The sequence below is a fragment of the Pseudomonas sp. NyZ480 genome, assembly GCF_029537255.1.
GTDB classification, from domain to species: domain Bacteria; phylum Pseudomonadota; class Gammaproteobacteria; order Pseudomonadales; family Pseudomonadaceae; genus Aquipseudomonas; species Aquipseudomonas taiwanensis.
Genome location: NZ_CP120626.1, coordinates 2,987,456 through 3,010,638, shown reverse-complemented (window position 1 = coordinate 3,010,638; position 23,183 = coordinate 2,987,456). Strand labels below are relative to the sequence as shown.

19 protein-coding genes are annotated in these 23,183 nt (G+C 63.3%); 7 read left to right on the top strand and 12 right to left on the bottom strand.

The window, feature by feature from the left end:
* Both P3R38_RS13725 and P3R38_RS13720 read left to right on the top strand, forming a co-directional pair.
* Positions 1 to 663 carry a response regulator gene (locus tag P3R38_RS13725; protein WP_023380860.1) on the top strand — a complete coding sequence of 221 codons (663 nt, stop codon included), beginning with the start codon at positions 1 to 3 and terminating at the stop codon, positions 661 to 663.
* Positions 660 to 2,027 (top strand): ATP-binding protein, encoded by a 1,368-nt coding sequence (locus P3R38_RS13720; protein ID WP_104881683.1) that lies wholly within the window; start codon positions 660 to 662, stop codon positions 2,025 to 2,027. Before P3R38_RS13725 ends, P3R38_RS13720 begins: the two co-directional genes overlap by 4 nt.
* A 6-nt stretch (positions 2,028 to 2,033) precedes the next feature.
* Here the strand turns inward: P3R38_RS13720 and P3R38_RS13715 are convergent, their stop codons facing one another.
* The 4 genes from P3R38_RS13715 to P3R38_RS13700 form a co-directional block, all read right to left on the bottom strand.
* Entirely contained in the window at positions 2,034 to 2,420 is a 387-nt protein-coding gene (locus P3R38_RS13715) for a VOC family protein (RefSeq protein ID WP_277686259.1), read from the bottom strand.
* A 170-nt stretch (positions 2,421 to 2,590) separates the two neighbouring features.
* The gene (locus P3R38_RS13710; RefSeq protein WP_023380857.1) at positions 2,591 to 3,862 is read right to left on the bottom strand and encodes a carbohydrate porin; all 1,272 of its coding nucleotides are present in this window, start codon (positions 3,860 to 3,862) and stop codon (positions 2,591 to 2,593) included.
* Between the two features lie 111 nt (positions 3,863 to 3,973).
* Complete coding sequence (locus P3R38_RS13705) at positions 3,974 to 6,391, bottom strand: glucose/quinate/shikimate family membrane-bound PQQ-dependent dehydrogenase (protein ID WP_277686258.1); 2,418 nt, start codon at positions 6,389 to 6,391, stop codon at positions 3,974 to 3,976.
* A gap of 298 nt (positions 6,392 to 6,689) precedes the next feature.
* A complete protein-coding gene (locus P3R38_RS13700; RefSeq protein ID WP_023380853.1) occupies positions 6,690 to 7,043 on the bottom strand; it encodes a cupin domain-containing protein in 354 nt (117 codons plus the stop codon).
* A gap of 117 nt (positions 7,044 to 7,160) precedes the next feature.
* Between P3R38_RS13700 and P3R38_RS13695 the strand changes: the two genes are divergently transcribed.
* Positions 7,161 to 8,060, top strand: coding sequence for a LysR family transcriptional regulator (locus P3R38_RS13695; RefSeq protein ID WP_027906690.1), 900 nt, complete (start codon positions 7,161 to 7,163; stop codon positions 8,058 to 8,060).
* A 24-nt stretch (positions 8,061 to 8,084) separates the two neighbouring features.
* Here P3R38_RS13695 and P3R38_RS13690 read toward each other — a convergent pair whose 3' ends face one another.
* The gene (locus P3R38_RS13690) at positions 8,085 to 8,696 is read right to left on the bottom strand and encodes a LysE family transporter (RefSeq protein WP_023380850.1); all 612 of its coding nucleotides are present in this window, start codon (positions 8,694 to 8,696) and stop codon (positions 8,085 to 8,087) included.
* A gap of 101 nt (positions 8,697 to 8,797) precedes the next feature.
* Here P3R38_RS13690 and P3R38_RS13685 point away from each other — a divergent pair, with 101 nt between their 5' ends.
* Positions 8,798 to 9,766 (top strand): helix-turn-helix domain-containing protein, encoded by a 969-nt coding sequence (locus P3R38_RS13685; RefSeq protein ID WP_104881685.1) that lies wholly within the window; start codon positions 8,798 to 8,800, stop codon positions 9,764 to 9,766.
* A gap of 20 nt (positions 9,767 to 9,786) precedes the next feature.
* On the opposite strand, the gene P3R38_RS13680 is transcribed toward P3R38_RS13685, so the two are convergent.
* The 4 genes from P3R38_RS13680 to P3R38_RS13665 form a co-directional block, all read right to left on the bottom strand.
* A complete protein-coding gene (locus tag P3R38_RS13680) occupies positions 9,787 to 10,638 on the bottom strand; it encodes a CAP domain-containing protein (RefSeq protein ID WP_277686257.1) in 852 nt (283 codons plus the stop codon).
* Between the two features lie 173 nt (positions 10,639 to 10,811).
* The gene (locus tag P3R38_RS13675; protein ID WP_041925504.1) at positions 10,812 to 11,423 is read right to left on the bottom strand and encodes a cell wall hydrolase; all 612 of its coding nucleotides are present in this window, start codon (positions 11,421 to 11,423) and stop codon (positions 10,812 to 10,814) included.
* Between the two features lie 48 nt (positions 11,424 to 11,471).
* Positions 11,472 to 12,389: an AEC family transporter gene (locus P3R38_RS13670; protein WP_023380846.1), complete on the bottom strand. Its 918-nt coding sequence runs from the start codon at positions 12,387 to 12,389 to the stop codon at positions 11,472 to 11,474.
* Between the two features lie 179 nt (positions 12,390 to 12,568).
* The gene (locus P3R38_RS13665) at positions 12,569 to 14,713 is read right to left on the bottom strand and encodes a methyl-accepting chemotaxis protein (RefSeq protein WP_023380844.1); all 2,145 of its coding nucleotides are present in this window, start codon (positions 14,711 to 14,713) and stop codon (positions 12,569 to 12,571) included.
* 212 nt (positions 14,714 to 14,925) lie between these two features.
* Between P3R38_RS13665 and P3R38_RS13660 the strand changes: the two genes are divergently transcribed.
* A complete protein-coding gene (locus P3R38_RS13660; RefSeq protein WP_023380842.1) occupies positions 14,926 to 16,245 on the top strand; it encodes a Na+/H+ antiporter family protein in 1,320 nt (439 codons plus the stop codon).
* A 12-nt stretch (positions 16,246 to 16,257) separates the two neighbouring features.
* On the opposite strand, the gene P3R38_RS13655 is transcribed toward P3R38_RS13660, so the two are convergent.
* The 3 genes from P3R38_RS13655 to P3R38_RS13645 form a co-directional block, all read right to left on the bottom strand.
* Positions 16,258 to 17,265 (bottom strand): FecR family protein, encoded by a 1,008-nt coding sequence (locus P3R38_RS13655; RefSeq protein WP_023380840.1) that lies wholly within the window; start codon positions 17,263 to 17,265, stop codon positions 16,258 to 16,260.
* Positions 17,266 to 17,435: 170 nt separating this feature from the next.
* A complete protein-coding gene (locus tag P3R38_RS13650; RefSeq protein WP_023380839.1) occupies positions 17,436 to 19,205 on the bottom strand; it encodes an acyl-CoA dehydrogenase C-terminal domain-containing protein in 1,770 nt (589 codons plus the stop codon).
* Between the two features lie 39 nt (positions 19,206 to 19,244).
* Complete coding sequence (locus tag P3R38_RS13645) at positions 19,245 to 20,867, bottom strand: acyl-CoA synthetase (RefSeq protein WP_104883826.1); 1,623 nt, start codon at positions 20,865 to 20,867, stop codon at positions 19,245 to 19,247.
* A 194-nt stretch (positions 20,868 to 21,061) separates the two neighbouring features.
* Between P3R38_RS13645 and P3R38_RS13640 the strand changes: the two genes are divergently transcribed.
* Both P3R38_RS13640 and P3R38_RS13635 read left to right on the top strand, forming a co-directional pair.
* Entirely contained in the window at positions 21,062 to 22,468 is a 1,407-nt protein-coding gene (locus tag P3R38_RS13640) for a PAS domain-containing sensor histidine kinase (RefSeq protein WP_277686256.1), read from the top strand.
* A 14-nt stretch (positions 22,469 to 22,482) separates the two neighbouring features.
* Positions 22,483 to 23,115, top strand: a complete 633-nt coding sequence (locus P3R38_RS13635) for a response regulator (RefSeq protein ID WP_277686255.1) — start codon at positions 22,483 to 22,485, stop codon at positions 23,113 to 23,115.
* Positions 23,116 to 23,183 lie beyond the last annotated feature (68 nt).

Here is a 23,183-nt window from a genome sequence, read left to right as displayed (position 1 = left end):
ATGCGTCTACTGCTGGTTGAAGATGATGCAGCGTTAGGAGAGGGGATCTGTGACGGCCTGCGCCAGGAAGGGTATACCCTCGACTGGCTGCAGGATGGCGCCAGTGCGCTGCACGCCCTGGTGCACGAGGCTTTCGATTTGGTCATCCTGGACCTGGGGCTGCCCCGGTTGGACGGTATCGAACTGCTCAGGCGCCTGCGCGCCAGCGGCAAGAACCTGCCAGTGCTGATACTCACCGCCAGGGATGCCACCGAAGATCGCATCAATGGCCTGGATGCCGGTGCCGACGACTACCTGGTCAAACCCTTCGACCTGAACGAGCTCAAGGCCCGGTTGCGGGCCCTGCTGCGCCGCAGTGCCGGTCGTGCGCAACTGGTCATCGAACATGCCGGGGTGCGTCTGGACCCTGCGACCCAGCAGGTGTATTACTTGGACCAGCCGGTGGTGCTGACACCCAAGGAGTATCGCTTGCTGCACGAACTACTCGCGCAACCGGGCAAGGTCTTCACCCGTGAGCGCCTGACCCAGTTGTTGTATGGGTGGGATGAGGAGCCTGAAAGCAACACCCTGGAGGTGAACATCTACCAGCTGCGCAAGAAGCTGTTCAATGGCTTGATCCGAACCGTGCGAGGTATTGGCTACCTGGTGGAAGGCCATCGATGAGTTCATTGCGCCAGCGCACGTTGTGGCGCGTCATGCTGTCGTTGCTGGTCGGGAGCGGAGCGCTTGCGCTGTACAACTACCACGACAGTCGACACGAAATTAACGAGGTCTATGACGCCCACCTGGCGCAGAACGCGCGGCTGTTGCAAGGGATCATGAGCCTGCCGGTGCAGGAACAGAGCCGCGATGCCCTCTACCGTGCCTTCAACGAGGCGCTGAGCAAGGCGGGGCACCACAGGGTGGGCCACCCTTATGAAAGCAAGCTGGCATTCCAGGTCTGGTCCGATGATGGCAGTTTGCTGGTGCACACGCCCAGCGCACCGCGTATCGAGCCAGCCCCGCGCACGCCGGGGTTTGCCGATATCGTCGTGGCCGAGCAGCGCTGGCGCAGTTTCATGCTGCCGGTACCCGAAAAGCGCTGGGTGATCTGGGTCGGCGAGCGCAACGATGTTCGCTATGACCTGATCGACCGCATCGTGCGCCACACGTTGATGCCGTTCCTGCTCGGCAGCCTGGTGCTGGCACTGTTGGTCTGGGCGGCGATTGGCTGGGGGCTGAAGCCGTTGCAGAACATGGCCACGGTCATACGCGCGCGCCACGCCGAATCCCTCGAGCCCTTGCAGCTGGTACCGCTACCGGCTGAGCTCGAGCCCATGCAGGCCGCGATCAACCGGTTGCTCGCGCAGATCGACGAAATGCTCCGGCGCGAGCACCGTTTCATCGCCGATGCCGCCCATGAGATGCGCACGCCGTTGGCAATTCTGCGCCTGCATGCGCAGAACGCGCTTGCTGCTGCCAGCGAGGCGGAGCGACAAAAGGCGCTGACCTACCTGATTGGTGGTGTCGACCGCCTTGCCCGGGTGGTCAACCAACTGCTGACCCTGGCGCGGCTGGAGCCACAACTGGGCCCGCGTGACTGGCAGCCGGTCGACCTGGCTGAGGTGGTCACCGATACCCTGGCCGACCTGACCCCTTGGATGCTCGCACGAGGACTGGAGCCTTCCCTGGACATTGCCGAAGCTGACTACCGCGTCAGTGCCGATGCCGGTGCCCTGGGTATCGCCATCCAGAACCTTGTGACCAACGCTGCAGATCATTCGCCGGCGGGTGGACGGGTGAGTGTACGCCTGCGTCGCGAGGGCCAGACAGTGCGGCTGGATGTTGATGACGAAGGGCCTGGCATCGAGCCTGTGAACCTGAAGCGGGTCTTCGAGCGCTTCTACAGCAAGGATGCACCCAATGGCGCTGGGTTGGGGCTATCGATCGTCGCCGCCATCATGAGCCGCGTGGGCGGCAGCGTGCAGTTGGACAACCGGGCACCGCATGGCTTGCGTGCAACGCTGCGTCTACCGACGAAGTCGTGAATGCCTTCAGTGCTTCTGGGCGAGCTGGATCAGGTTGCCGCAAGTGTCATCGAACACCGCGGTGGTGACCGGCCCCATGACGGTAGGCGGCTGGGTGAACCTCACGCCAGCTTTGCACAGGCGGGCGTACTCGGCCTGGATATCGCGCACCCGAAAGGTCGTGAAGGGAATACCCTCCTGCCTGAGCGCTGACTTGTAGGTCTTTGCTGCAGGGTGTACATCCGGTTCGAGCAGCAGTTCGACCCCGTCAGGGTCATTGGGTGAGGTGAGGGTCAGCCAGCGATGCTGGCCCATGGGCAGGTCATGCTTGGGTTCGAAGCCGAGCACGTAATGGTAGAAGGAAAGGGCCTTGGCCTGGTCGTCTACGAGGATGCTGGTGACTACGATCTTCATGGGCGTCCACCGTTTCCAAAGCTCGTTATCCTCTAGTAAAGCTGCTCTGCATCGTTTGGCCAGCGTTATCCGAACTCGGCCTGAGCCTTGGGGGGACGGGCCGGCGGTTGCCCCCTCCCTTGATGGAAAAGGGCGCGCAAACCACCGGCGCGTTCTAGCCTGAACCGCTATCAGAACGTGGCTTTGACCTGCAGGCCAACCACCAGTGCGTTGTCGATGTCCTTTCCGGAGAAGGCGCCTGGCTCGATGATGTATTGCACATCAGGTCGCAGGTTCAGCCATGGAGTGGCCTGGTAGCCGTAGCTCAGCTCGATCAGTTGTTCGGCGCTGTCGATATCGGGGAAGGCCTGGCCATTGTTCAGCGCAGTTTCTTCCAGCACGTCGCGGCTACGCGGGTTCGGCACGGCGCGACCGTAACCCAGGGCCAGGGTATCGCGAGGGCGCCCTTCGAACGGCTTGTACAGCACCACACCGGCGCCATACCACTTGGTGAATGGCGAGGCGGCCTTGCTCGATGCCGAATACTGGCCGAAGGCATGCAGGCTGCGGCCAGCCGATTGCGGATCGTTCCACACGGCTTGGTCGATCAGCAGGTAGTGACCACCACGGCCCGACACTTCGTCGTCGCTGCCAATGCGTTTTACATCGGAGCTGTCGTAGTAATAGCCCAGCTTGTACTCGCCCGGCAGCTCGCCTTGAAGCTTGTACACCAGCTCTACCGGAACCACGGTGCCGGTGGTGTGCTTCGGCCCCAGGTGCCAGGCGCGACTGGAGTTGCCATTGCTTTCGGGGTCGACATTGAACGCCGCGACGCGCAACTGCCAGGACGGCGAGAAGTCGTACTTCACACGCACGCCGAGGTGGGCGTTGGGATAGTTGGTCCAGCCGCTACCGCCCGACATGTTCAATGGGTGGCCGCAGAAACCGGCGTTCATGAAGTTGCACAGGATGCCGCTGTCCAGCCCGCCCAGGTCGTTGCCCATGGCCATGTAGCCGAGCTTGACGTTCAGCGCCGGGGTGAACAGGGTGCGCTCATAGCTCAGTTCGGTCAGGCGGGTGTAAAGGCCGCCGTAGTTTTCCTGGATCGGAAGACGGTTGCCCACCAGATCTTCCGAGGCGCTGTTGCCGCGACGGTCATTGATGGTCAGTTGGACTTTGCCGCCGTTATCCAGGCCATAGAGCTTGGACAGGTCAAACTGCACACCGAGCTTGAGGTTCTGCGAATAGCGCGCGGAGCGGTGCAGGCCGCCATGGGCGTTGTAGGCGGTTTCGCCGCTGTAGTCACCGGTGAATTTGATGCCGTCCTCTTCCAGCTGGTGACGCAGGCCGCCCCAGTCACCGGTCAGGGTGCTGCGGGTCATGAGGTCGCCATCGGCCAGGGCTGTGGTACTGGCCAGGGCCAGGAGTAGAGCAGTGGGGGTGTAGCGAAGAGCGGGGGACATTACGGGGTCTCGGATAGTCTTTCAGGGCCTCATCGCCAGCAAGCCGGCCACTACTGGGACCTTCGCGGGTCCTGTAGTGGCCGGCTTGCCGGTGATGACGGACGAAGCGGTTTACGGCAAGGCGTACGAAATGACGTAGTCGCCACGGTCGGTCGACTGACGGGCACCGCCGGCAGTGACGACCACATACTGCTTGCCGGTTTTCGGCGAGACATAGGTCATCGGGCCACCCTGGCTGCCTACGGGCAGGCGGGCTTTCCAGATCTCGTTACCGTTGCTGCTGTCGTAGGCGCGCAGGTAGAAGTCCTGGGTGCCGGCGATGAACACCAGGCCACCTTGGGTCGACAGGGTGCCGCCAAGGGTCGGCAGGCCGATCTTGATTGGCAGGTGCATACGAATGCCGAGCGGGCCAGTGTCTTCGACGGTGCCGACCGGAACCTGCCAGGCAACCTGACGGGTTTTCATGTCGATGGCGGTCAGGGTGCCAAAAGGCGGTGCCTGGCATGGAATGCCGGCTACCGACAGGAAGCGGTTCTTGTTCACCGCGTAAGGCGTGCCCTTGAGAGGTACCGCGCCCATGCCGGTGTTCAATGCTTCACCACCACCTGCGGCCTGACCCTTGTTCTGCGATGGGATCATCTGGATCCACAGGCCCAGGCGCATGTCGTTGACGAAGATGAAACCGTGTACCGGATCGGTAGAGATGCTGCCCCAGTTCATGCCACCCAGCGAACCCGGGAAGCTCAGCGACAGGTCGGTACCCGGCGCGGTGTACAGGCCGTCGTAGCGCATTTTCTTGAAGTCGATGCGGCACAGCAGCTGGTCGAACGGCGTGGCACCCCACATGTCCGATTCGGTCAGGGTCTGCGCGCCGATCTGCGGCATACCCACCGATTTCGGTTGCGTCGGGGAGTACGGCTCGTTAGGGATATTGCCCGGCTTGACCGGTACTTCGTCAACCTGGGTCAGCGGCTTGCCGGTGGCGCGGTCGAGTACATAGATCTGCCCAGCCTTGGTGCCGATCACCACCGCAGGAACGGATTTGCCGTCGTCCTTGGTGAAGTCGATCAGGCTCGGCTGCATTGGCAGGTCGAAGTCCCACAGGTCATTGTGTACGGTCTGGAACACCCACTTCTGGTTGCCGGTGGTGGCGTCGAGGGCCAGCACCGACGCGCCGTAGGTGTGGTCCAGCTTGCTGCGCTCGACACCGTAGATGTCGGTGGACGAGGAACCCATCGGCAGGAACACGGTGTTCATCGCCGGATCGTACGACATGGGTGCCCAGCTGTTGGGGGTGCTTCGCACGTAGGTCTTGTCACCTGTCGGTGCGTTGCGATCTTCCGGATTGCCTGGGTCGAACGCCCAGCGCATGGCCCCGGTGATGACGTCGAAGCCACGGATCACGCCGCCTGGCATGTCGGTCTGGACGTTATCGGCAACGCGGCCGCCGACCACGACGGTGGTACCGGCCATCAGCGGCGCGGACGAAAGCTGGTAGTAGGAGTCAGGGACGTTGCCCAGGCCAGCCTTGAGGTCGACCTGGCCATTGTTGCCGAAGCCCTGGCAAAACTCACCATTGTCGGCGTCGACGGCAATCAGGCGACCGTCGATGGTGTTGGTCAGCAGGCGACGCTGGCAGTTGGCGCCGGCTGGCACGCTGGCCTGGGTGATTGGCGAGCTGTTTGGCTGGGTCGGCTGTGCGATCGGCGCGGTGGCGTCGAAGTAGGCCATGCCACGGCAACGCTGCCAGACTTTGGACTGGGCGTTGATCTCGTTCTTCCACAGCTCTTTGCCGGTGTCGGCGTCAAGGGCGATCAGGTTGTTGTGCGGCGTGCAGATGAACACCTTGCTGCCGATCTGCAGGGGGGGCAGCTGGTCCTCGGCCCCGTTGCCGTCGCTGAGGGCGACGTCACCGGTGCGGTAGGTCCAGGCCACCTGCAGCTTGTCGACGTTGGCGCGGTTGATCTGGTCCAGCGCGGCGAAGCGGCTGCCACCTTCGGTGTTGCCGTAGTGGGCCCAGTCTTTCTGTGCTTTTTCCGGCGCCACTGGGGTCAGGCCAGGGCCTTTACCGGTGGGGGCGACACTGGGGTGGGCAACGAACATGTTGCCGACGGCGATGGCCAGCACCACAGCCAATACGCCCGCGATGCCATAAGCGCCACGGCCGGCGCTGGCACCGTTGGCGCGGGCCAGCATTGGGTACACCAATGCCACCACCAAGCCAATCGCGGCAAACATGAACAGGCGCGAGAACAGCGGCCAGAACTGCAAGCCGGCATCGACCAGCGCCCAGATCACGGTACCGACCAGGAACAGGGCGTACAGCCAGGCACCGGCGACCTTGCGGCGTACGATGAGGACGCCGGCGATGGCCATGGCCAGGCCGCCGATCAGGAAGTACCAGGAACCGCCCAGGCCAGCGAGCTTGATGCCGCCAGCAGCCAGGAGAAGGCCAAGCAGGGCGACGATTACGCCCAAGCCGACCAGAATGAGGGTTGTGGCGCCAGAGGCGCGCGGGGTTTCTTTCATGCCAGAGATCTCAGCAGGTGGAATGCGGCGGAGTTTAAGCCCTTAGCAAGCTAATTAACAAGTTAGTACAAAATTTTCTGAGGCTGATTGTCGCAGGGTTGAACTTGCCAAGGAGTGGCTAAAAGTCTAGATCAGGCCGATAAATGTGCACGGGGTGTGCCGTTCGTGTTCATTTGTCGATGTGACGCAGTAGACTTTCGTCGTACTGCGCCACCCAGGGGCAGTCGGTAACGCTGCGCGGCGCCGCCACCAGCGGGCAGCAGGCAGGCGTTCAGTCAGTGGGCGTGGGCAGGTCGGCTCAGCTATTTGGCCAGGGCAGGGAGGCGCTGTAGAACACCGCGAGCCAGATGGTGGAAGTTTGCTGGGAGGTCCACTCCACCCGATGGCGGCAGTGGGGAGGAATGTCGAGGCAGTCCCCCGGCTTGAGCAGGCGGGTATGGTCTTCGTGCTCCAGACGCAGCCCGGCTGCGCCGCTGAGCAGCACGACCCATTCGCCTTCGGCCTGGTCGTACCAGAAGCCAGGTGGGCTGGCCTGGCCGGTGGAGACGATACGTTCTATGCGCAGGCCGGGGCGCTTGAGCAACGCGTCGACCAGTTCGACGTCGCTCGGGCAACGGGACGGAAGTGCGTCGAATACATTCGCAAGGGGCATTTGGGATCTCGCTCTACGGGGGGTGTTTCCACTATGAACGGGAGGAGTCATCAGTGCGCTTCTTGACCTGCCACACCGATTGTAGGACCGTTCCGAGATTTCAACGGCGGGAAAGATATGGACAAGCTCTTGGCGATGAAGATGTTCGTGGCCACCGTCGATGCACAGGGTTTTTCAGCCGCTGCCCGCTCCCAGGGTGTGGCTCCGTCCTCGGTCACCCGGCTGGTCGATGCCCTGGAAGGCGCCCTGGGGGCCACGTTGCTCAATCGCTCCACCCGCCAAGTCAGCCTGACCGAGGCGGGCGCCCGCTACTATGAGCGCTCACGGGCGATTCTCGAGGCGTTGGCAGAGGCTGACGCCAGTGTGGCCGACCGAGGCGAGGAGCCGGTAGGGGTGTTGCGCCTGTGCTTGCCGGTGGAGTTCGGTCGCCGGGTGATCGCCCCGCATCTGGGGCCGTTCATGGCACAGCATCCGGCGCTGGAGCTGGACATCGACATGAGCGACCGCCTCGATGACCTGCTCGATGGCCGTTATGACCTGTCGATCCGCTTGGGCGACCCGGCGCCGGATGACGAACTGGTCTGCCGCCAGCTGGGCACTTTCGACCGCTGGCTGGTGGCCAGCCCGGCGTATCTGGCTGGGCGCGAGCCGTTACTCCACCCTCGGCAGCTGCTGGATCACGCCTGCCTGCGTTTTCGCTACGGACAAAAAGCGCGGCCCTGGCGTTTGCGCCAGGCAGAGCAGGCGTTGGAACTGGACGTCAGCGGGCCGTTGCGCAGCGCCAACGCCGATATGTTGCGCGAGGCTGCCCTTGCGGGCTGCGGCATCGCTCTGCTGGCCGACTGGCTGGTGCGCGAGGACGTGGCGGCTGGCCGGCTGCAGCGGATTTTCGGTGATTGGCAGGCAAGCCCAGGCGCGGCCAGTGACAGCATCAATGCGTTGTACCTGCCCAATCATCGTGGCTCGCGTCGGGTCAAGACATTCGTCAGCTTCTGCGAAGGCTTGCTCAAGCCCTGAGTCGAGGCTTTCAAAGGATGGCCTTCAGCGACCCAAGGGCAGCGCCGCGCCAATCAGCGCGAACAGGCTGGCGCAGCAGCGATTGAATCCTTTGCCACCTTTGGCCAACCAGGGACGGATGCGAAATGCCAGACGCGCCAGCACATACTCGACCAGGCACTCGACGCTGGCGAAAGTAGCAGCCATCACCACGAACTGCATGAGCAGCCCGCGCTGCGGGTCGATGAATTGCGGCAGGAAGGCGCCATAGAACAGCAGCACCTTGGGGTTGGCCAAGGCCGACAGCAGGCCCTGGCGAAACAGTCCGGCATTGTTCAGTCGAGCAGCCCGCGCGTTCATCTCCAGGTGCAGGGCTGGGCTGCGCCATAGCTGGATCCCCAGCCAGATCAGGTAGGCGCCGCCAACCCACTTGAGCACGGTCAACACCGAGGCAGACGCTTGCAGCAGGGCGCTAAGGCCGAACATGGCCAGGGCGATCAGGGCGCTGAAGCCAAACACACCGCCGACGATGGTGAACAGCGTCCGGCGAGCGCCGTACTGGGCGCCGTGGGTCAGGGCCAGCAGGCTATTGGGGCCTGGGGTCAGCGACAGGCCGGTGCTGGCCAGCAGGTAGATCAGCCAGGTGTCGAGTGCCATGTAAAGTGCCTTGTCGATTCACAGGCGTCCAGTTTAGGGTACGCCGTTCGAATCAAAGGGTATTATCTGGCCATTCAATGGTGTTTTCTGGACATTGTGCAATGCCCCCTGATCTTCGCCTGTTGATCCTGCCGTTGCCGGATTTTGCCTTGCTGCCCTTCGGCGGCTTTCTCGACAAGCTGCGTTTCAGCGCCGACGATGAGGATTACAGCCGTCAGCGGTATTGCAGTTGGACATTGCTGGGCCTGACTGACGATCCGGTGCCATCGAGCAGTGGGGCGGTGGTCCATGTGCACGTAACGCCGGAGCAGCTGGAACTGCGCGGTTACGACTACCTGGTGGTGTTCGGCGGACGCAGCGCGGGCGCAACCGCCCAGCTCGCTCCGCGTTATCAGGGCCTGCTCAGGCAGGCTGTCAAGGCGGGCGTGAAGCTGGTCGCAGTCGACAATGCAGCCTTTCTGCTGGCGGCTTGTGGCTTGCTGGACGGGCACAAGGTGGTGGTGCACTGGCGCCACGAAGTGGAGTTCAGAGCCAGTTTCCCGCACCTTCAGGTTCTGCCCGAGCAGCTGTACTGCATCGATGGCGGGCGCATTACCTGTGCAGGCGGTACGGCGGTCATCGACCTTGCAGTGGAGCTGTTGTCGGCAGCCTGCGGTCGAACCCGTGCACTCAAGGGGTTGGCCGACATGTTGGTGGACGAAACACGCCACAGCCGTCACGCGCTGCGCTCGCTCGAAACCGGGGCTGGGCAGGGGCGTCAGGTTACGCGGGCCTTGGCGCTGATGCGTCACCATCTGGGGGCGAAGCTGTCCGTCGAACAACTGGCCAGCGAGCTTGGCATCAGTCGGCGCCAGCTGGATCGACAGTTCCAGGCCAGCCACGGCATGAGCGCCAAAGGCTGGTGGCTGGAGATGCGCTTGCAGCAGGCGCGTTGGCGACTGCTCAATTCCAGTCACAGCTTGGCGCAGATTGCCGACGAGGTAGGGTTGGGCGATGCGAGTTACCTGGGCAAATGCGTGCGCCGGCGCTTTGGTTGCACGGCGCAGGTCTTGCGCCGGACAGGTCCTTGAAACCCCTTCACCAGAAGGACTTACTGTGGACTGCCGAACAGCGCCGTCCAGTAGATGCCTGCATCGCTTTTCGGGTCCACCGCATAGGCCGCGCCCAGTTCGCGGAAGTCTGGGTTCATGAGGGTCGCGCAGTGTCCTGGGCTGTCCAGCCAGCCGTCGACCACCTTGCGCGCCGTATCGCGACCGGCGGCGATATTCTCGCCGATTTGCTGATAGAGGTAGCCGGCAAGCTCGGCGCGGTCGCCCGGGGTGCGGCCATCCTTGTCGACATGGTCGAAGAAATTCTGATTGGCCATGGCTCGGGTATGGCTGGCGGCCACGCCTGCCAGCGTCGGGTTCCAGCCCAGTGCGGGGGCAGCGGCATAGGGTTGGCCACCGCATTGGCGTGGCACCTTGCGTGCGGCATTGATCGCCTGCAGCACCTTTTGCCCCTCGGCTTGCCAGTCGCCCAGCCCGCCGCTTAGCAGCGGACGGGCAAGAACGATACGCCAGTCACGGCCTTCCTGGCTCACACCGATGTCGACGAATTGGGGGTCGAGCACCACCTGGCAAAAGCTCTCTTCGATGGCGTTCATCGCGGCACGGGCGTCGCGCGGGCCGGACAGGCTGATGGCCTGGACATTGACCATGGGGTAGGCCGCGCGGGACATGGCCTGCTGCAGGTCGCGGGTGCCTTCCGGCGACAGTGCCAGGCGCGTATCGCTGTTCAGGGGCGGCAGTTCCAGCGACACCTCGCCGCCGCAGCGTTGCGTCTGACTGCGATAGGCATTGATCGAATCGATCAGTTGCGCCTCTTCGCCAGTAACGGCCAGGGCCCCCGTCGAGACGACCAGGCCCAGTGACAAGGCGGCAACGGATGACAGGACGCGCATGTGGATCTCCCTATGGCTGGCAGCGTCTTGGTAAGCGCTGCCCATCCTACACAAGCTCGAGGCTTTTGGCCCGGAATCGTGCAGCTTGCCGGTGAAGCCGGCAGAAAGGTTATGGGCGGCAAAGGAGGGGATAGACCATTGGTCGCCGGAAAAGTGCGATCCAATGACTTGGCTCAGCGGGCTAACGCCTGGTTTGGCTTGTAGAACAGAAAATGCTGGGTCTCGGCGGTCTTGCGGTAGGCCTTGGCCCACTCCGGGTGTACGTTGCGGTCATGGAAGTACAGTGCGCCGCCTGTGGGGTCCTTGAGTTGCTGGTTGAGGGCCCTGCGCGCGATTTCCTTGGCGATGGTGTAGCGCTGTTCTTCTTCGACCTGGTCCGGGCGACCATCGCACCACCAGGAGAACTGGCAGGATTTGGTTTCGACCCCTTGCTTGACCACCGCGCAGATCGAGTCCGGGAAGCCCTCATGGCCCAGGCGATTGAGCACTACGCTGGCCACCGCACTCATGTCCTCGTCCGTGGCACCCTTGGCTTCCCAGTAAATGGTCCGGGCCAGGCAGGTGATGCTGTCGTCCATCGGCGACTGGCCGGCCGGGTCCACCGCTTTTACCTCGCTCGGGGTCAGGGTTTCGCTTTTCTTCGGTGGCGGGGCATCCTCGACGACTTTTTCCTCGAGCGCTTCGGCCTTGTCCTCGGCGACCGCGGCCTTGGTACTGTCGGCCGCGTGAAGAGGGCCTGCAAGCAGGGCTGTGGTCAGCGCGATTACCATCCACGATAGGCGCATGGGCGAATGTCCGTACTGTGAGCTGAATCACAGTCTAGCCAATCGCCATCAACTCAACGTCAGCGAGAGCATCAATGGCAGGGTGACTGCGCCAGCCACTGTCTGCAGGGCGATGATGGTGGCCATCAACGGTGCGTTGCCGCCCATTTGCCGGGCCATGACATAGGACGATGAAGCCGTGGGCAACGCCTGGAACAGCACTGCCACGACGGCCGCCTGACCGCCCAGCCCCAGCAGCCGGCACAGCCCCCAGGTTGTGAGCGGCATGACCAGGAACTTGAACGTCGAAGCGGCCACCAACGGCCGCACCTGCTGGCCAAGTCTTGCACCGCCCAGGGCCGCTCCCACGCAAAGCAAGCCCAGGGGCAGGGCAGCCTGGCCCAGCGCCTTGACCGTGGGTTCGATACCCGCGGGCAGACCCAGGCCACTGAACCGCAACAGCAGCCCGCCCGCGCAGCCGACGATCAAAGGGTTGGCAAAGATTGCCCGCAGTACCGTGATCGGTGAGCTGTGGCGTGCGCTGAAACGAGCGAAGACCAGGACGCAAAGCAGGTTCACCAGCGGCACGATCGCTGCGTTGGCAACTGCCGCCAGTGCGATGCCGGCGCTGCCATAGATGCCGGCTGCCAATGTGGCCCCGATGTAGTTGTTGAAGCGCACGCCGCCTTGGAATACCGAGGTGAAGTCGGCCCCGTCATGGTTGGCGGCGCCTTGGTAAAGCATCAGCAGCAGGGCACCCAGCACGGTCGAGAGCATCAGCACGACAACCATGCCCATTACCGGAACGCCATCGAGGTTGGCGGTCGCCAGGCCATGCAGGAACAGCGACGGCAGCAGCACGTAGTAACTGAGGCGTTCTGCGCCGGGCCAGAATGGTTCGGCCAGAAAACCACGAACGCGCAGGAAGGTTCCCAAGGCAATCAGCACGATGATCGGGACCAAGGTGGTCAGCAGCAGGTGGAGCATGGTCGGTGTTCCGTTGTCGGATTCCGGCACAGACTAGCGTGGACCGATGTTTGGGAACACGTTGTTTTGCACACAGACGGTTGACGGGTGTAATGCCGCGCTCAGAAACCAGCGCCGCGCGCCTGGCGGCCAGCGAGGTGGCCATGTGAAGAGGGCCGGCTTTTGCCGGCCCTCGAGGCTCAGACGCGGAACTGGTCCATCAACGCCTGTTGCTGGTTGGCCAGGCTGTTGAGCGACTGGCTGACCCGCGCCGACTCGTTGGCTTGCCCGGACAGCGACTCGGTCACATCGCGAATGGTCGCCACATTGCTGTTGATCTCTTCGGCCACCGCGCTCTGCTCCTCGGCTGCTGAGGCGATCTGCAGGTTCATGTCGGTAATCACCGTCACGGCCTGTCCGATACGCTGCAGCGCGGTCACGGCCTGTCCGACCTGCTCGACACCGCCCTGGGCCTGGCGGTGGCTGTTGTCCATGGCACCGACCACTTCGCGGGTACCGGCTTGCAGGGCTTCGATCACCTGACGGGTTTCTTCCACCGATTCCTGGGTGCGTTGCGCTAGGTTGCGTACCTCATCGGCGACCACGGCGAAGCCACGGCCGGCTTCACCCGCCCGTGCAGCCTCGATGGCGGCGTTCAGAGCCAGCAGGTTGGTCTGCTCGGCGATCGAGCGGATCACTTCCAGCACCGAACCGATCTTCTCGCTGTTCTGTGCCAGCCCCTCGACCTCGGCCATGGCGGTGCTCATGTCGGCGGCCAGGGTGTCGATGCTCTGGGTGGTGCGGTCGATTACCGCAAGGCCTTCGCGGGTTGCCTGATCAGCATCGCGGGCGGCCTGGGCGGCCTGGGCTGCGCTGCGGGCGACGTCCTGAGCCGTGGCGCTCATTTCATGGGATGCGGTGGCGACCTGGTCGACCTGGCGGTATTGCTGCTCCATGCCGGCGCTGGTCTGAGTGGCGATGGCCGAAGACTGGTCGGCGGTGCCGCGAGCAGCCTGGACCGAGCGTTTGACCTCGGCAATGGTGGGCTGCAGTTTGTCCAGGAAGCGGTTGAACCAGCCAGCCAGTTCACCGAGCTCGTCGCGCTTGTCATAGGTCAGGCGGCGGGTGAGGTCGCCTTCGCCACTGGCAATGTCCTTGAGCATCGCCGCTACCCCAAGAATCGGTCGGGTGACGCCACGGGCCATCAGCCACACCATCAGCAGACCGGCGATCGCCGCTGCCAGGCCCAGGCCCAGTTCAAGCAAGGTGCCGCTGGTGTTGAGGGTGTCGAGTTCGCGCTTGAGGGTTTCAGCCGGCCCGGTCAGGGCGTTCTCCGGCACATCGAGCAGTACACCCCATGGCTGGGCGCCTGGGATCGGCTGGAATGCCGTCAGTACCTTCAGACGTTGCTGGTCGTGCAGGACGTTGAGCTTGCCTTCCGCCAGCTTGCGGACCAGTTCGTCGCCCTTGGCCGGGTCAACCTCGTCGAAACGATGGGCAAGCTTGCTGGCGTCGGCGCTGTAGCCTGCCAGCAGGCCTGCCGGGCTGAGGATGCCGACGGTGGTACGACCTTCGTACAGGCTGCGGCTGGCGTCTTCGCTCAGGGCTTGCAGGCTGTTGAGATTGATGTCGACGGAAAGCGTCGCGACCACTTTGCCCTGAACCGACAGCGGGAAGACGATGCTGGTCATCAGCACCCGTTGGCCGTCGATGTCATAGAAGTAAGGCTCGACCACGCAGACTTTACCGGTGGTGCGTGGGCACACGAACCAGGTGTTGGCCGGCTGCCCGCTCGGCCCGATTTGGGTATCGGTCAAGTCGCGCTCGGGGAGGGACATGGAGGTCAGCTGGCCTGCTCGTGGTTGCGACCAGTACAGGGAAAAACGCCCGGTTTCGTTGCTGCCCAGCTCCGCCTTGTCTGCGAACAGGCTGTCTTTGTTATCCAGAGCGTTGGGTTCGAACACCAGCGACAAGCCGAGCAGGTCGGGGTTGGCCTGCAGCGCGGCGCGCACCTGGCGGGTCATGTCCTCGCGCAGGTCGAAAGCGTCGAGGAAACGCTTTTCGGCTTGTTCGCGCAGGAACAGCACCTGACGGGCGAACCCTGCGCCGTATTGATAGGCGTCCATGAACTGGCGGCGAATGTTCAGCGCTTGGACTTCACCTTGTGACTCGATGCGTGCCTGGGCTGCCTGGGTGAGCATCTGCGTGCTGCTTTGCTTGACCAGGTCCGAACTGTGGTCCATGCGATACAGCGATAGTCCTACAAGCAACGTGACAATACCCGCCAGGCAGAGACCGGCGAGCAGGGTGATTTTCCACTGGATGGAAAGTTGTCGCAAAGGCATGGGGAGAATTCCCTTGTAATAGGTCTGGGCTAGAGACTGTGTCGGCGCTGAAATTTTTTTCTTTATTCGAACGATCAATTTAATTTTTGGCCCAGCCTGTGGCGACGCGTTGATAGCCTCGAAACAGGTCGACACATGGCGCTTTTGACATCCTTCGCTCGGTGCTTCAGAGTGCGCGCTTTTTTTCTGTCGCAAACGAGGTAAGCCAAACCATGAATGCAGTGATCGCCGCGGTCGGCATCATGCTGATACTCAGCCTGTCTCGGGTGCATGTGGTCATCGCCCTGATTATCGGTGCGCTGGCTGGAGGGCTGTTCGGCGGCCTGGGTATCGAAGGTACGCTAAAGGCGTTCAACGGCGGCTTGGGCGGTGGTGCCACGGTGGCGCTGTCCTATGCGTTGCTGGGTGCGTTCGCCGTGGCCATCGCCAAGTCCGGGCTGGCCCATGCGCTGGCTGACCGTGCCCTGGCCATGATCGACCGCCAGGGACATGCCGAGGGTGGTCGGATGAAGTGGCTGCTGATCGGCCTGATGCTGGTGGTGGCGGTGTCGTCGCAGAACATCCTGCCTATCCACATCGCCTTCATTCCATTGCTGGTTCCGCCCCTGCTGTACGTGCTGACTCGATTGCGCATCGATCGACGCCTGATCGCCTGCGTCATCACCTTCGGCCTGATCACGCCCTACATGTTTCTGCCGGTAGGCTTCGGCAACATCTTCCTCAATGAAATCCTGTTGGCCAATGTCGCTCGCGCCGGGGTCGATGTCAGCGGTATCAACGTGACCCATGCGATGGCCATTCCGGCTGCCGGTATGCTGGCAGGCCTGCTGATCGCGGTGTTCTTCAGCTACCGCAAACGTCGTGACTATGACCTGGAACGCATCGAGCAAGTGGAGCAGGTCAGTGTGCAGTACAACCCTCTGACCCTACTGGTGGCGGGACTGGCCATTGCATGCGCGTTCATCGTTCAATTGTGGCTGGATTCGATGATCATCGGCGCGATGGTGGGTTTCCTGATCTTCTCGCTGTCGGGCATCGTGCGCTGGAAGGACACGGACGACCTGTTCACCGAGGGCATGAAGATGATGGCCATGATCGGCTTCATCATGATCGCCGCTTCGGGGTTCGCCGAAGTGATGAAGGCGACCGGTGAGGTCAAGGGCCTGGTCGAGGCATCGGCGCAGTGGATCGATCACAGCAAGGGCATCGGTGCCTTGCTTATGTTGCTGGTGGGACTGCTGGTGACCATGGGCATTGGCTCGTCGTTTTCCACGGTGCCCATCCTGGCGGCGATCTTCGTACCGCTGTGCGTGCAACTGGGCTTCGACCCGGTGGCCACCGTCTGCATCGTCGGTACTGCTGGAGCGCTGGGGGATGCGGGTTCGCCGGCGTCAGACTCGACCCTGGGTCCAACTTCAGGTCTGAACGTCGACGGCCAGCATCACCACATCTGGGATACCGTGGTGCCGACCTTCATCCATTACAACCTGCCGCTGCTGGCCTTTGGCTGGCTGGCGGCAATGGTGCTGTAAGGCTGGCCGCCGTCAGCCCTCGCTCGGCGGAGGAGAAATGCGGTTGAGGACGGTGCTGCCGTCCTTGCTGCGGGTCAGGTAAACCGGCAGGACCTTGGGCAGGTTGTCGACCAGGCGCTCGACCTCGCGGGTGTTGTAGATACCGCTGATACGGATCCGGCCGGTGCTGGCATCGGCGAGCAACAGCGGTGCGTCGAGGTAGCGGTTGATCACCGGCAGGGCCTGGTCGAGGCTCAGGTTGTCCAGAATCAGTTTGCCGCTGCGCCAGGCCAGGGCGTTGCCAAAGTCGTTGCTCTGCACCAGTTGCGGCTCGAAGTCGCCGGTGTGGTAGCTGGCCTGCATCCCAGGGCCCAGGCGGTAGCCGCCTTCGCTGCCGTCGCTGCTGACCAGAACCGAACCTTCCACCAGGGTGACCTTGACCTCGTCCTGGTACTTCCACACGTTGAACTGGGTACCGGTGACGCGGGTCTGGCCACGACCGGCGTGGACGATGAACGGGTGCGCACTGTCGTGGGTGACGTTGAAGAACGCCTCGCCGCGCTTGAGCCTGACCTGGCGTTGATCCTTGAAATTGAGGTAGGTCAGCTCGGTGTTGAGGTTGAGGTCGACCTGGCTGCCATCGCCCAGTTGCACGGTCTGCATCCGGCCGTCGGCTTCGAAGTGCTGGTACTGGTTGGGTAACCAGCCTTGTTCCCACCCGATCCAGCCCGCCAACGGCAGTACCGCCAGGGCAATGGCCGCGGCAGAAGCGAGCGGGCGCCACGTGCGAGTGCGGCGGGTGACGTGCGGCGCCGGATTGAATTCGACCACCGTGGCCGTACGGGGCAGCAGCTCGGCGGTATCCCAGATCTCCAGCATCGCCTGGTACTCTTCGGCGTGCCGCTTATCGGCGGCCAGCCAGCGAGTGAACGCCTCGCGCTCGGCCGCCGTGCAGTCGTCGGCATGCAGACGCATGCACCAATGCGCGGCGGCGTCGGTAATGGCATCGTCAGGGGCGGGGGTCAAGGGATCGTGGTTCATTGCGGCTCCGGTTTTGCGCATTCTACCCCTGGCGAGGGGTTTCCGAGAACCGAGGTAATGGCGAATGACTATCAGATGAGCGGTCTTTTGTCGGTTTTGCGCTGAATATTCAGCGTTTGAGAATGCTTCGCGCCCCATCGGACATTGCGGGCCATGGGGCGCGAGGTGGGTCAGAATTGCGCGGGCGTCATCCCATAGAGGCTGGCGCTGCCGGCCCGAATGCAGGCCTCGAGGGCCAGGCTGCGTGGCAGGATGCGTTGGAAGTAGAAGTCGGCGCAGGCCAGCTTGGCGCCGTAGAAGGACGGGTCTTCATCGGCCTTGGCCTGCGCCACGGCGGCCATGCGCGCCCACATGTAGGCATAGGCGGTCAAACCGAAAAGGTGCAGGTATTCCACCGCCACGGCACTGACGAGGTTGGCCTGGGCAGGGGCCTGTTGTTGCAGCCACTGGCTGGTAGCTTCAAGGCGTGCCAGGGCTTCCTGCAGGGCGTCGCGGTGCAGGGGAGCGGTCACGGCGAAGGCGCGCACTTCGTGGATGAAACTGGCCAGGGCCTGGCCACCATCGGCGAGCACCTTGCGTCCCAGCAGGTCCAGGGCCTGGATACCGTTGGTGCCTTCATAGATCTGGGCGATGCGCACGTCACGCACACGCTGCTCCTGGCCCCACTCGCGGATGTAACCGTGGCCACCATAGACCTGCTGCCCGAGCACGCAGCTTTCCAGGCCGTTGTCGGTAAAGAATGCCTTGGCCACTGGCGTGAGCAACGCCACGAGGCGCTGGGCTTGCTCGCGTTCATTGGTGTCCTCCGCGTAGCGCGACAGGTCCAGTTGCTGGCCGACGTAGGCGGCGAAAGCCCGGCCACCTTCGGTGAGGGTGCGCATGGTCAACAGCATGCGCCGAACGTCACCATGATGGATGATCGGGTCGGCAGCCTTGTCCTGTGCTTGCGGGCCACTGGCGGCGCGGCTTTGCAGACGCTCGTTGGCGTATCGGGCGGCGCTCTGGTAGGACGCTTCGGCGCAGCCGATACCCTGGATGCCAATCGATAGCCGTTCGTAGTTCATCATGGTGAACATGGCGGCCAGGCCCTTGTTTGGCTCACCGACCAGGTAACCAGTGGCACCATCGAAGTTCATCACGCAGGTGGCCGAGGCCTTGATACCCATCTTGTGCTCGATCGAACCACAGTGCACGGCGTTGCGTACCCCCAGGCGACCGTCTGCCTCGACCATGAACTTGGGTACCAGGAACAGCGAGATACCCCTGGCGCCAGCAGGGGCATCCGGCAGTTTGGCCAGTACCAGATGAATGATGTTCTCGGTCAGGTCCTGTTCGCCACCGGTGATGAAGATCTTGCTGCCGCTGATCTGATAGCTGCCATCGGCTTGGGGCTCGGCGCGGGTGCGGATCATTCCCAGGTCGGTGCCGGCGTGGGGTTCGGTCAAGCACATGGTGCCGGCCCAGCGGCCTTCGTACAGGGGCGGGAGGTAAGTCGCCTTGAGCGCTTCGCTGGCGTGGGCATCGAGTGCCAGGCAACTGCCGGCGCTCAATGCCGAATACAAGCTGAAGCTGCAATCGGCGGCGTAGAGCATCTCTTCGAACAGCACGCCAAGCATTTTCGGCATGCCCATGCCGCCGTACTCAGGGTTGCCGCCCAGGCCCACCCAGCCGCCTTCGCGGTAGGTTTGCCAGGCTTGACGGAAGCCTTGCGCAGTGGTGACCAGGCCGGCATCGAATTGCACGCCTTGCTCGTCGCCGTTGCGGCTGAGCGGGGCGATCAATTGGCCGGCGACCTTGGCCGCTTCTTCGAGGATGGCATTGGCGGTGTCGGCGTCGACCCGTTCGGCCAGGGCCGGCAGGCGCGCCCATAGGGCGGGGCCGTCGAACAGCTCATGGAGGACGAAGCGCATGTCGCGCAAGGGGGCATTGTAGTCAGTCATGGCAGCGCTCTTGAAAAAGTCGGATGGCAGTAGGGCGGGTCACAGTCCTTTGGCCCGGTCACGCAAGACGTATTTCTGGATCTTGCCGGTCGATGTCTTGGGCAGTTCACCGAACACCACGGTCTTGGGCACCTTGAACCCGGCCAGGTGCTCGCGGCACCAGCTGGTGATCTCGCTTTCACGGGTGGCCTCGTGTCCTGGCTTGAGTGCCACGAAGGCGCACGGTGTTTCTCCCCATTTCTCGTCCGGGCGGGCTACCACGGCGGCCTCCAGTACGGCAGGGTGCTTGTACAGGGTGTCTTCCACTTCAATGGTGGAGATGTTCTCGCCACCTGAAATGATGATGTCCTTGAGTCGGTCTTTGATTTCGACGTAGCCGTCGGCATGCCACACAGCCAGGTCACCGGTGTGGAACCAGCCGCCTCGGAAGGCCTCGGCAGTGGCTTCGGGGTTTTTCAGATAGCCCTTCATCACCGTATTGCCGCGCATGAAGATCTCGCCCAGGGTAGTCCCGTCGCGAGGTACGGGCTGCAGGGTCTGTGGGTCGGCGACCATCAGGCCGTCCAGTGTCGGATAGCGCACACCCTGGCGCGACTTGATCCGCGCCCGCTCGGCCAGTGGCTGTTCATCCCACTCGGCGTGCCAGGCACAGACGGTGACGGGGCCATAGACTTCGGTCAGGCCGTACACATGCGTGACCTTAATGCCCATTTCTTCCACCGCGCCGATCACCTTGGCCGGCGGGGCGGCTCCTGCGACCATGGCGTTCACGGGGTGTTCGATAGCCGCCTTGGCGCTCTCTGGCATGTTCACCAGGGCATTGAGCACGATCGGCGCACCGCACAGGTGGCTAACCCGATGCTCGCGGATCAGGGTTAGGATGCGCTGGGGATCGACCCGGCGCAGGAACACATGGGTACCAGCCAGGGCAGTGATGGTCCAGGGGTAGCACCAGCCGTTGCAATGGAACATCGGCAGGGTCCACAGGTACACCGGATGGTGGCCCATGGCCCAGGTCATCTGGTTGCCCAAGGCATTGAGGTAGGCTCCGCGGTGATGGTAAACCACGCCCTTGGGGTTGCCGGTGGTGCCCGAGGTGTAATTGAGGGAGATGGCCTGCCATTCGTCAGCGGGCCATTCCCAGTCGAACGCCGGATCACCTTCGGCCAGAAAGGCTTCATAGTCCAGTTCGCTGACTGGCTGGCCCTCGCCGTATTCGGGGTCGTCCACGTCCACGACCAGTGGGGGGTGTTCGAGCAGGGCGAGGGCGGCGCTGATCACACCATGGAACTCGCGGTCGGTGATCAGCACCTTGGCTTCGCCATGCTGCAACATGAAGGCGATCGCTTCGGCATCCAGGCGCACATTGAGGGTATTGAGCACGGCGCCAACCATAGGTATGCCGAAGTGCGCTTCGAGCATGGCCGGGATGTTCGGCAGCATCACCGCCACGGTGTCGCCAGGGCCGATGCCGCGCCCGGCCAAAGCGCTGGCCAGGCGGCGGCAGCGTTGGTAGGTTTCGCGCCAGTCGCGGCGGATGGCGCCATGGATCACCGCCGGGTAACTGCCGTAGACGGCAGCGGTGCGTTCGATGAAGCTCAAGGGGGTGAGGGCGACGTGGTTGACAGCAGCGGGCATCAGGCCCTGAGAGAAGATCGACATGCGGTTTTCCTGTAGGGGAGACAGGCGCAAGTTGTGCGCATGACCCCGGTGGCTGATTGTTAGCTCTGATCAGGGAACGGGAAGGCGCGCAATGGGCCGCCTTCCTCTGTCGCTGTTTTACGCGAATTGCTATGGTATCTGGAATATCGACCATAGCAATATAGTATAAATACTATACGAGTGAGCTTTGTAACGTGGACACACACCCCTCACCCTTGCTCGCCCTAGATCCACAACCGAGCCTGATTCTGGCGGCCGATGCCCAGCCCCTCGCCGTAAACCCGGCTCTCCAGGCGTTGCTTGACGAGGGCCTTGCACTGGCCGGCTGGCTGCCGTCTAACGCTGGGGCGCTGGTGCGTGCATGTCTGCATCAGCACCGGGCAATTGCCGACGTGGAGGTGCAGGTCGGTGAGCGCATCCTGTTATGGACTTTCATCCCTGACGATCGGCGCCAACAGGTGCTGGCCCGCTGCCGCGATGCGAGCGACGAACGTATGGGGGCTCGGGAAGCCGCCCAGGCGCGACGCCTTTACCGCTTGATCATCGAAAACACCACTGACCTGATCTCACGTCACAGCCCCGATGGCCGTTTCCTCGACGCCTCGCCCGCCGCCTATCGACTGGTGGGCGTATGGCCTGAGCACCTGCGTGGCACGGCGGTTCGCGCGCTGTTGCACCCCCGTGAGCGCCGTCAGGTATTGCAGCAGGCCGCGGAGGCCCTGGATCAGGACGGCTATCACACCATGACCTGCCGCGTGCGCCACGCGTCGGGCAACTACCGCTGGTTCGAGATCGCCGCCCGCGCGATACGTGAAACCTACACCGGTGCGGTGGTGGAGATCGTTTGTGTCTCTCGGGACATCACGTTGCGTATCGAGGCCCAGGAGAGCCTGGCTCATGGTGCGCGGCTGGCCACCCTGGGCGAGCTGGCCTCGGGTATCGCCCATGAAATCAACCAGCCATTGGCGGCGGTGGTCAATTACGCCAACGCCAGCCAGCGCTACTTGCAGGGCCTGGACCACGACCCGCAGGCGCGTGAGCGGGTTGGCCAGGGATTGCTGCGTATCACCGAGCAGGCTACCCACGCGGCCGAAGTGATCCGCCGTTTGCGGGCGTTCCTGCGCAAGGGGCCAAGGCGCCTGCAGGCCATTGAAGTGGCCGACGTGGCGGGCGAAGCCATTCGCCTGTGTGCTTGGGAGGCTGCCCGCGAGCAGGTCAGCATCGAACTGCGTGTGAGCGCGCAGTTGCCTGCGGTCTATGCCGACCGGGTGTTGCTGGAGCAGGTGCTGCTCAACCTGTTGCGCAATGCCATCGATGCCAACCGCGAGCAGCACGGCGAGCGACCGTCGCGTATCCTGCTGGGCGCGGTGCGCGAGGGCGACAGTGTGCTGGTCGAAGTGAAGGACCAAGGGCCAGGCGTAGCGCCTGAACGCCTGGAGGATATCTTCATACCGTTCACCACCAGCAAGGCGGACGGTCTGGGGCTTGGGTTGAGCATGAGCCGCAGCCTGATCGAGGGCTTTGGCGGCAACTTGTGGGCACGATTGGGTGAGCAGGGCGGGTTGGTGATGTGCTGTCGGCTGGCCGTGAGCCGGGGATAACGGGAGGCAGAAGGGTGCAAGCGAAAGTATATGTGGTCGATGACGACAAGGGCATGCTCGACTCGACGGTATGGCTCTTGGAGTCGGTGGGGTTGCAGGCGTTGCCGTTCGCCAGCGGACCAGCGTTTCTGGAGGCATGCGTGGACGATGGGCCGGCCTGCGTATTGCTCGATGTACGCATGCCGGGAGTCGGCGGTATGGCGGTGCAGCAGGCACTGCGTGAGCGGGGATTGGAGATTCCGGTGATCTTCGTCAGCGGCCATGCCGATGTGCCCATCGTGGTGCGGGCATTCAAAGCCGGCGCCTGTGACTTCATCGAGAAGCCTTACAACGACCAGTTGCTGTTGGACAGTGTCCAGGCCGCGCTGGAGCGTGCCGGGCGAGCGCGGCGTGGCGAGCTGGCGCAGGTGCAGGCGCGGATCGATGCCCTGACACCGCGTGAGCGCGATGTATTCGTGCCTCTGGCCCAAGGCCTGAGCAGCCGCGAGGTGGCCGAGCGGCTGGGGGTGAGTGTCAAGACCGTCGATCTTTATCGCGCACGGGTGATGAAGCGATTGCAGGCGCAAAGTCTGGCAGAGCTGGTGGGAATGGCGATTGCCTGCGGCGTGGTGGAAGCACTGGGGTTGGGAGTGGTAAGCAAGGCTTGAATCACCTACGTGTTTACATCCGCTGTTTGAGCGGCCTTTCGCGATGCAAGGCCGCTCGAACCAAGGCG

Coding starts and splice junctions, on each gene's coding strand:
- P3R38_RS13685 (WP_104881685.1), top strand. CDS start 8,798: ATGCCCCCTGATCTTCGCCTGTTGATCCTGCCGTTGCCGGATTTTGCC.
- P3R38_RS13700 (WP_023380853.1), bottom strand. CDS start 7,043: ATGCCCCTTGCGAATGTATTCGACGCACTTCCGTCCCGTTGCCCGAGC.
- P3R38_RS13710 (WP_023380857.1), bottom strand. CDS start 3,862: ATGTCCCCCGCTCTTCGCTACACCCCCACTGCTCTACTCCTGGCCCTG.
- P3R38_RS13675 (WP_041925504.1), bottom strand. CDS start 11,423: ATGCGCCTATCGTGGATGGTAATCGCGCTGACCACAGCCCTGCTTGCA.
- P3R38_RS13695 (WP_027906690.1), top strand. CDS start 7,161: ATGGACAAGCTCTTGGCGATGAAGATGTTCGTGGCCACCGTCGATGCA.
- P3R38_RS13705 (WP_277686258.1), bottom strand. CDS start 6,391: ATGAAAGAAACCCCGCGCGCCTCTGGCGCCACAACCCTCATTCTGGTC.
- P3R38_RS13650 (WP_023380839.1), bottom strand. CDS start 19,205: ATGACTGACTACAATGCCCCCTTGCGCGACATGCGCTTCGTCCTCCAT.
- P3R38_RS13720 (WP_104881683.1), top strand. CDS start 660: ATGAGTTCATTGCGCCAGCGCACGTTGTGGCGCGTCATGCTGTCGTTG.
- P3R38_RS13715 (WP_277686259.1), bottom strand. CDS start 2,420: ATGAAGATCGTAGTCACCAGCATCCTCGTAGACGACCAGGCCAAGGCC.
- P3R38_RS13670 (WP_023380846.1), bottom strand. CDS start 12,389: ATGCTCCACCTGCTGCTGACCACCTTGGTCCCGATCATCGTGCTGATT.
- P3R38_RS13725 (WP_023380860.1), top strand. CDS start 1: ATGCGTCTACTGCTGGTTGAAGATGATGCAGCGTTAGGAGAGGGGATC.
- P3R38_RS13655 (WP_023380840.1), bottom strand. CDS start 17,265: ATGAACCACGATCCCTTGACCCCCGCCCCTGACGATGCCATTACCGAC.
- P3R38_RS13690 (WP_023380850.1), bottom strand. CDS start 8,696: ATGGCACTCGACACCTGGCTGATCTACCTGCTGGCCAGCACCGGCCTG.
- P3R38_RS13660 (WP_023380842.1), top strand. CDS start 14,926: ATGAATGCAGTGATCGCCGCGGTCGGCATCATGCTGATACTCAGCCTG.
- P3R38_RS13680 (WP_277686257.1), bottom strand. CDS start 10,638: ATGCGCGTCCTGTCATCCGTTGCCGCCTTGTCACTGGGCCTGGTCGTC.
- P3R38_RS13645 (WP_104883826.1), bottom strand. CDS start 20,867: ATGTCGATCTTCTCTCAGGGCCTGATGCCCGCTGCTGTCAACCACGTC.
- P3R38_RS13665 (WP_023380844.1), bottom strand. CDS start 14,713: ATGCCTTTGCGACAACTTTCCATCCAGTGGAAAATCACCCTGCTCGCC.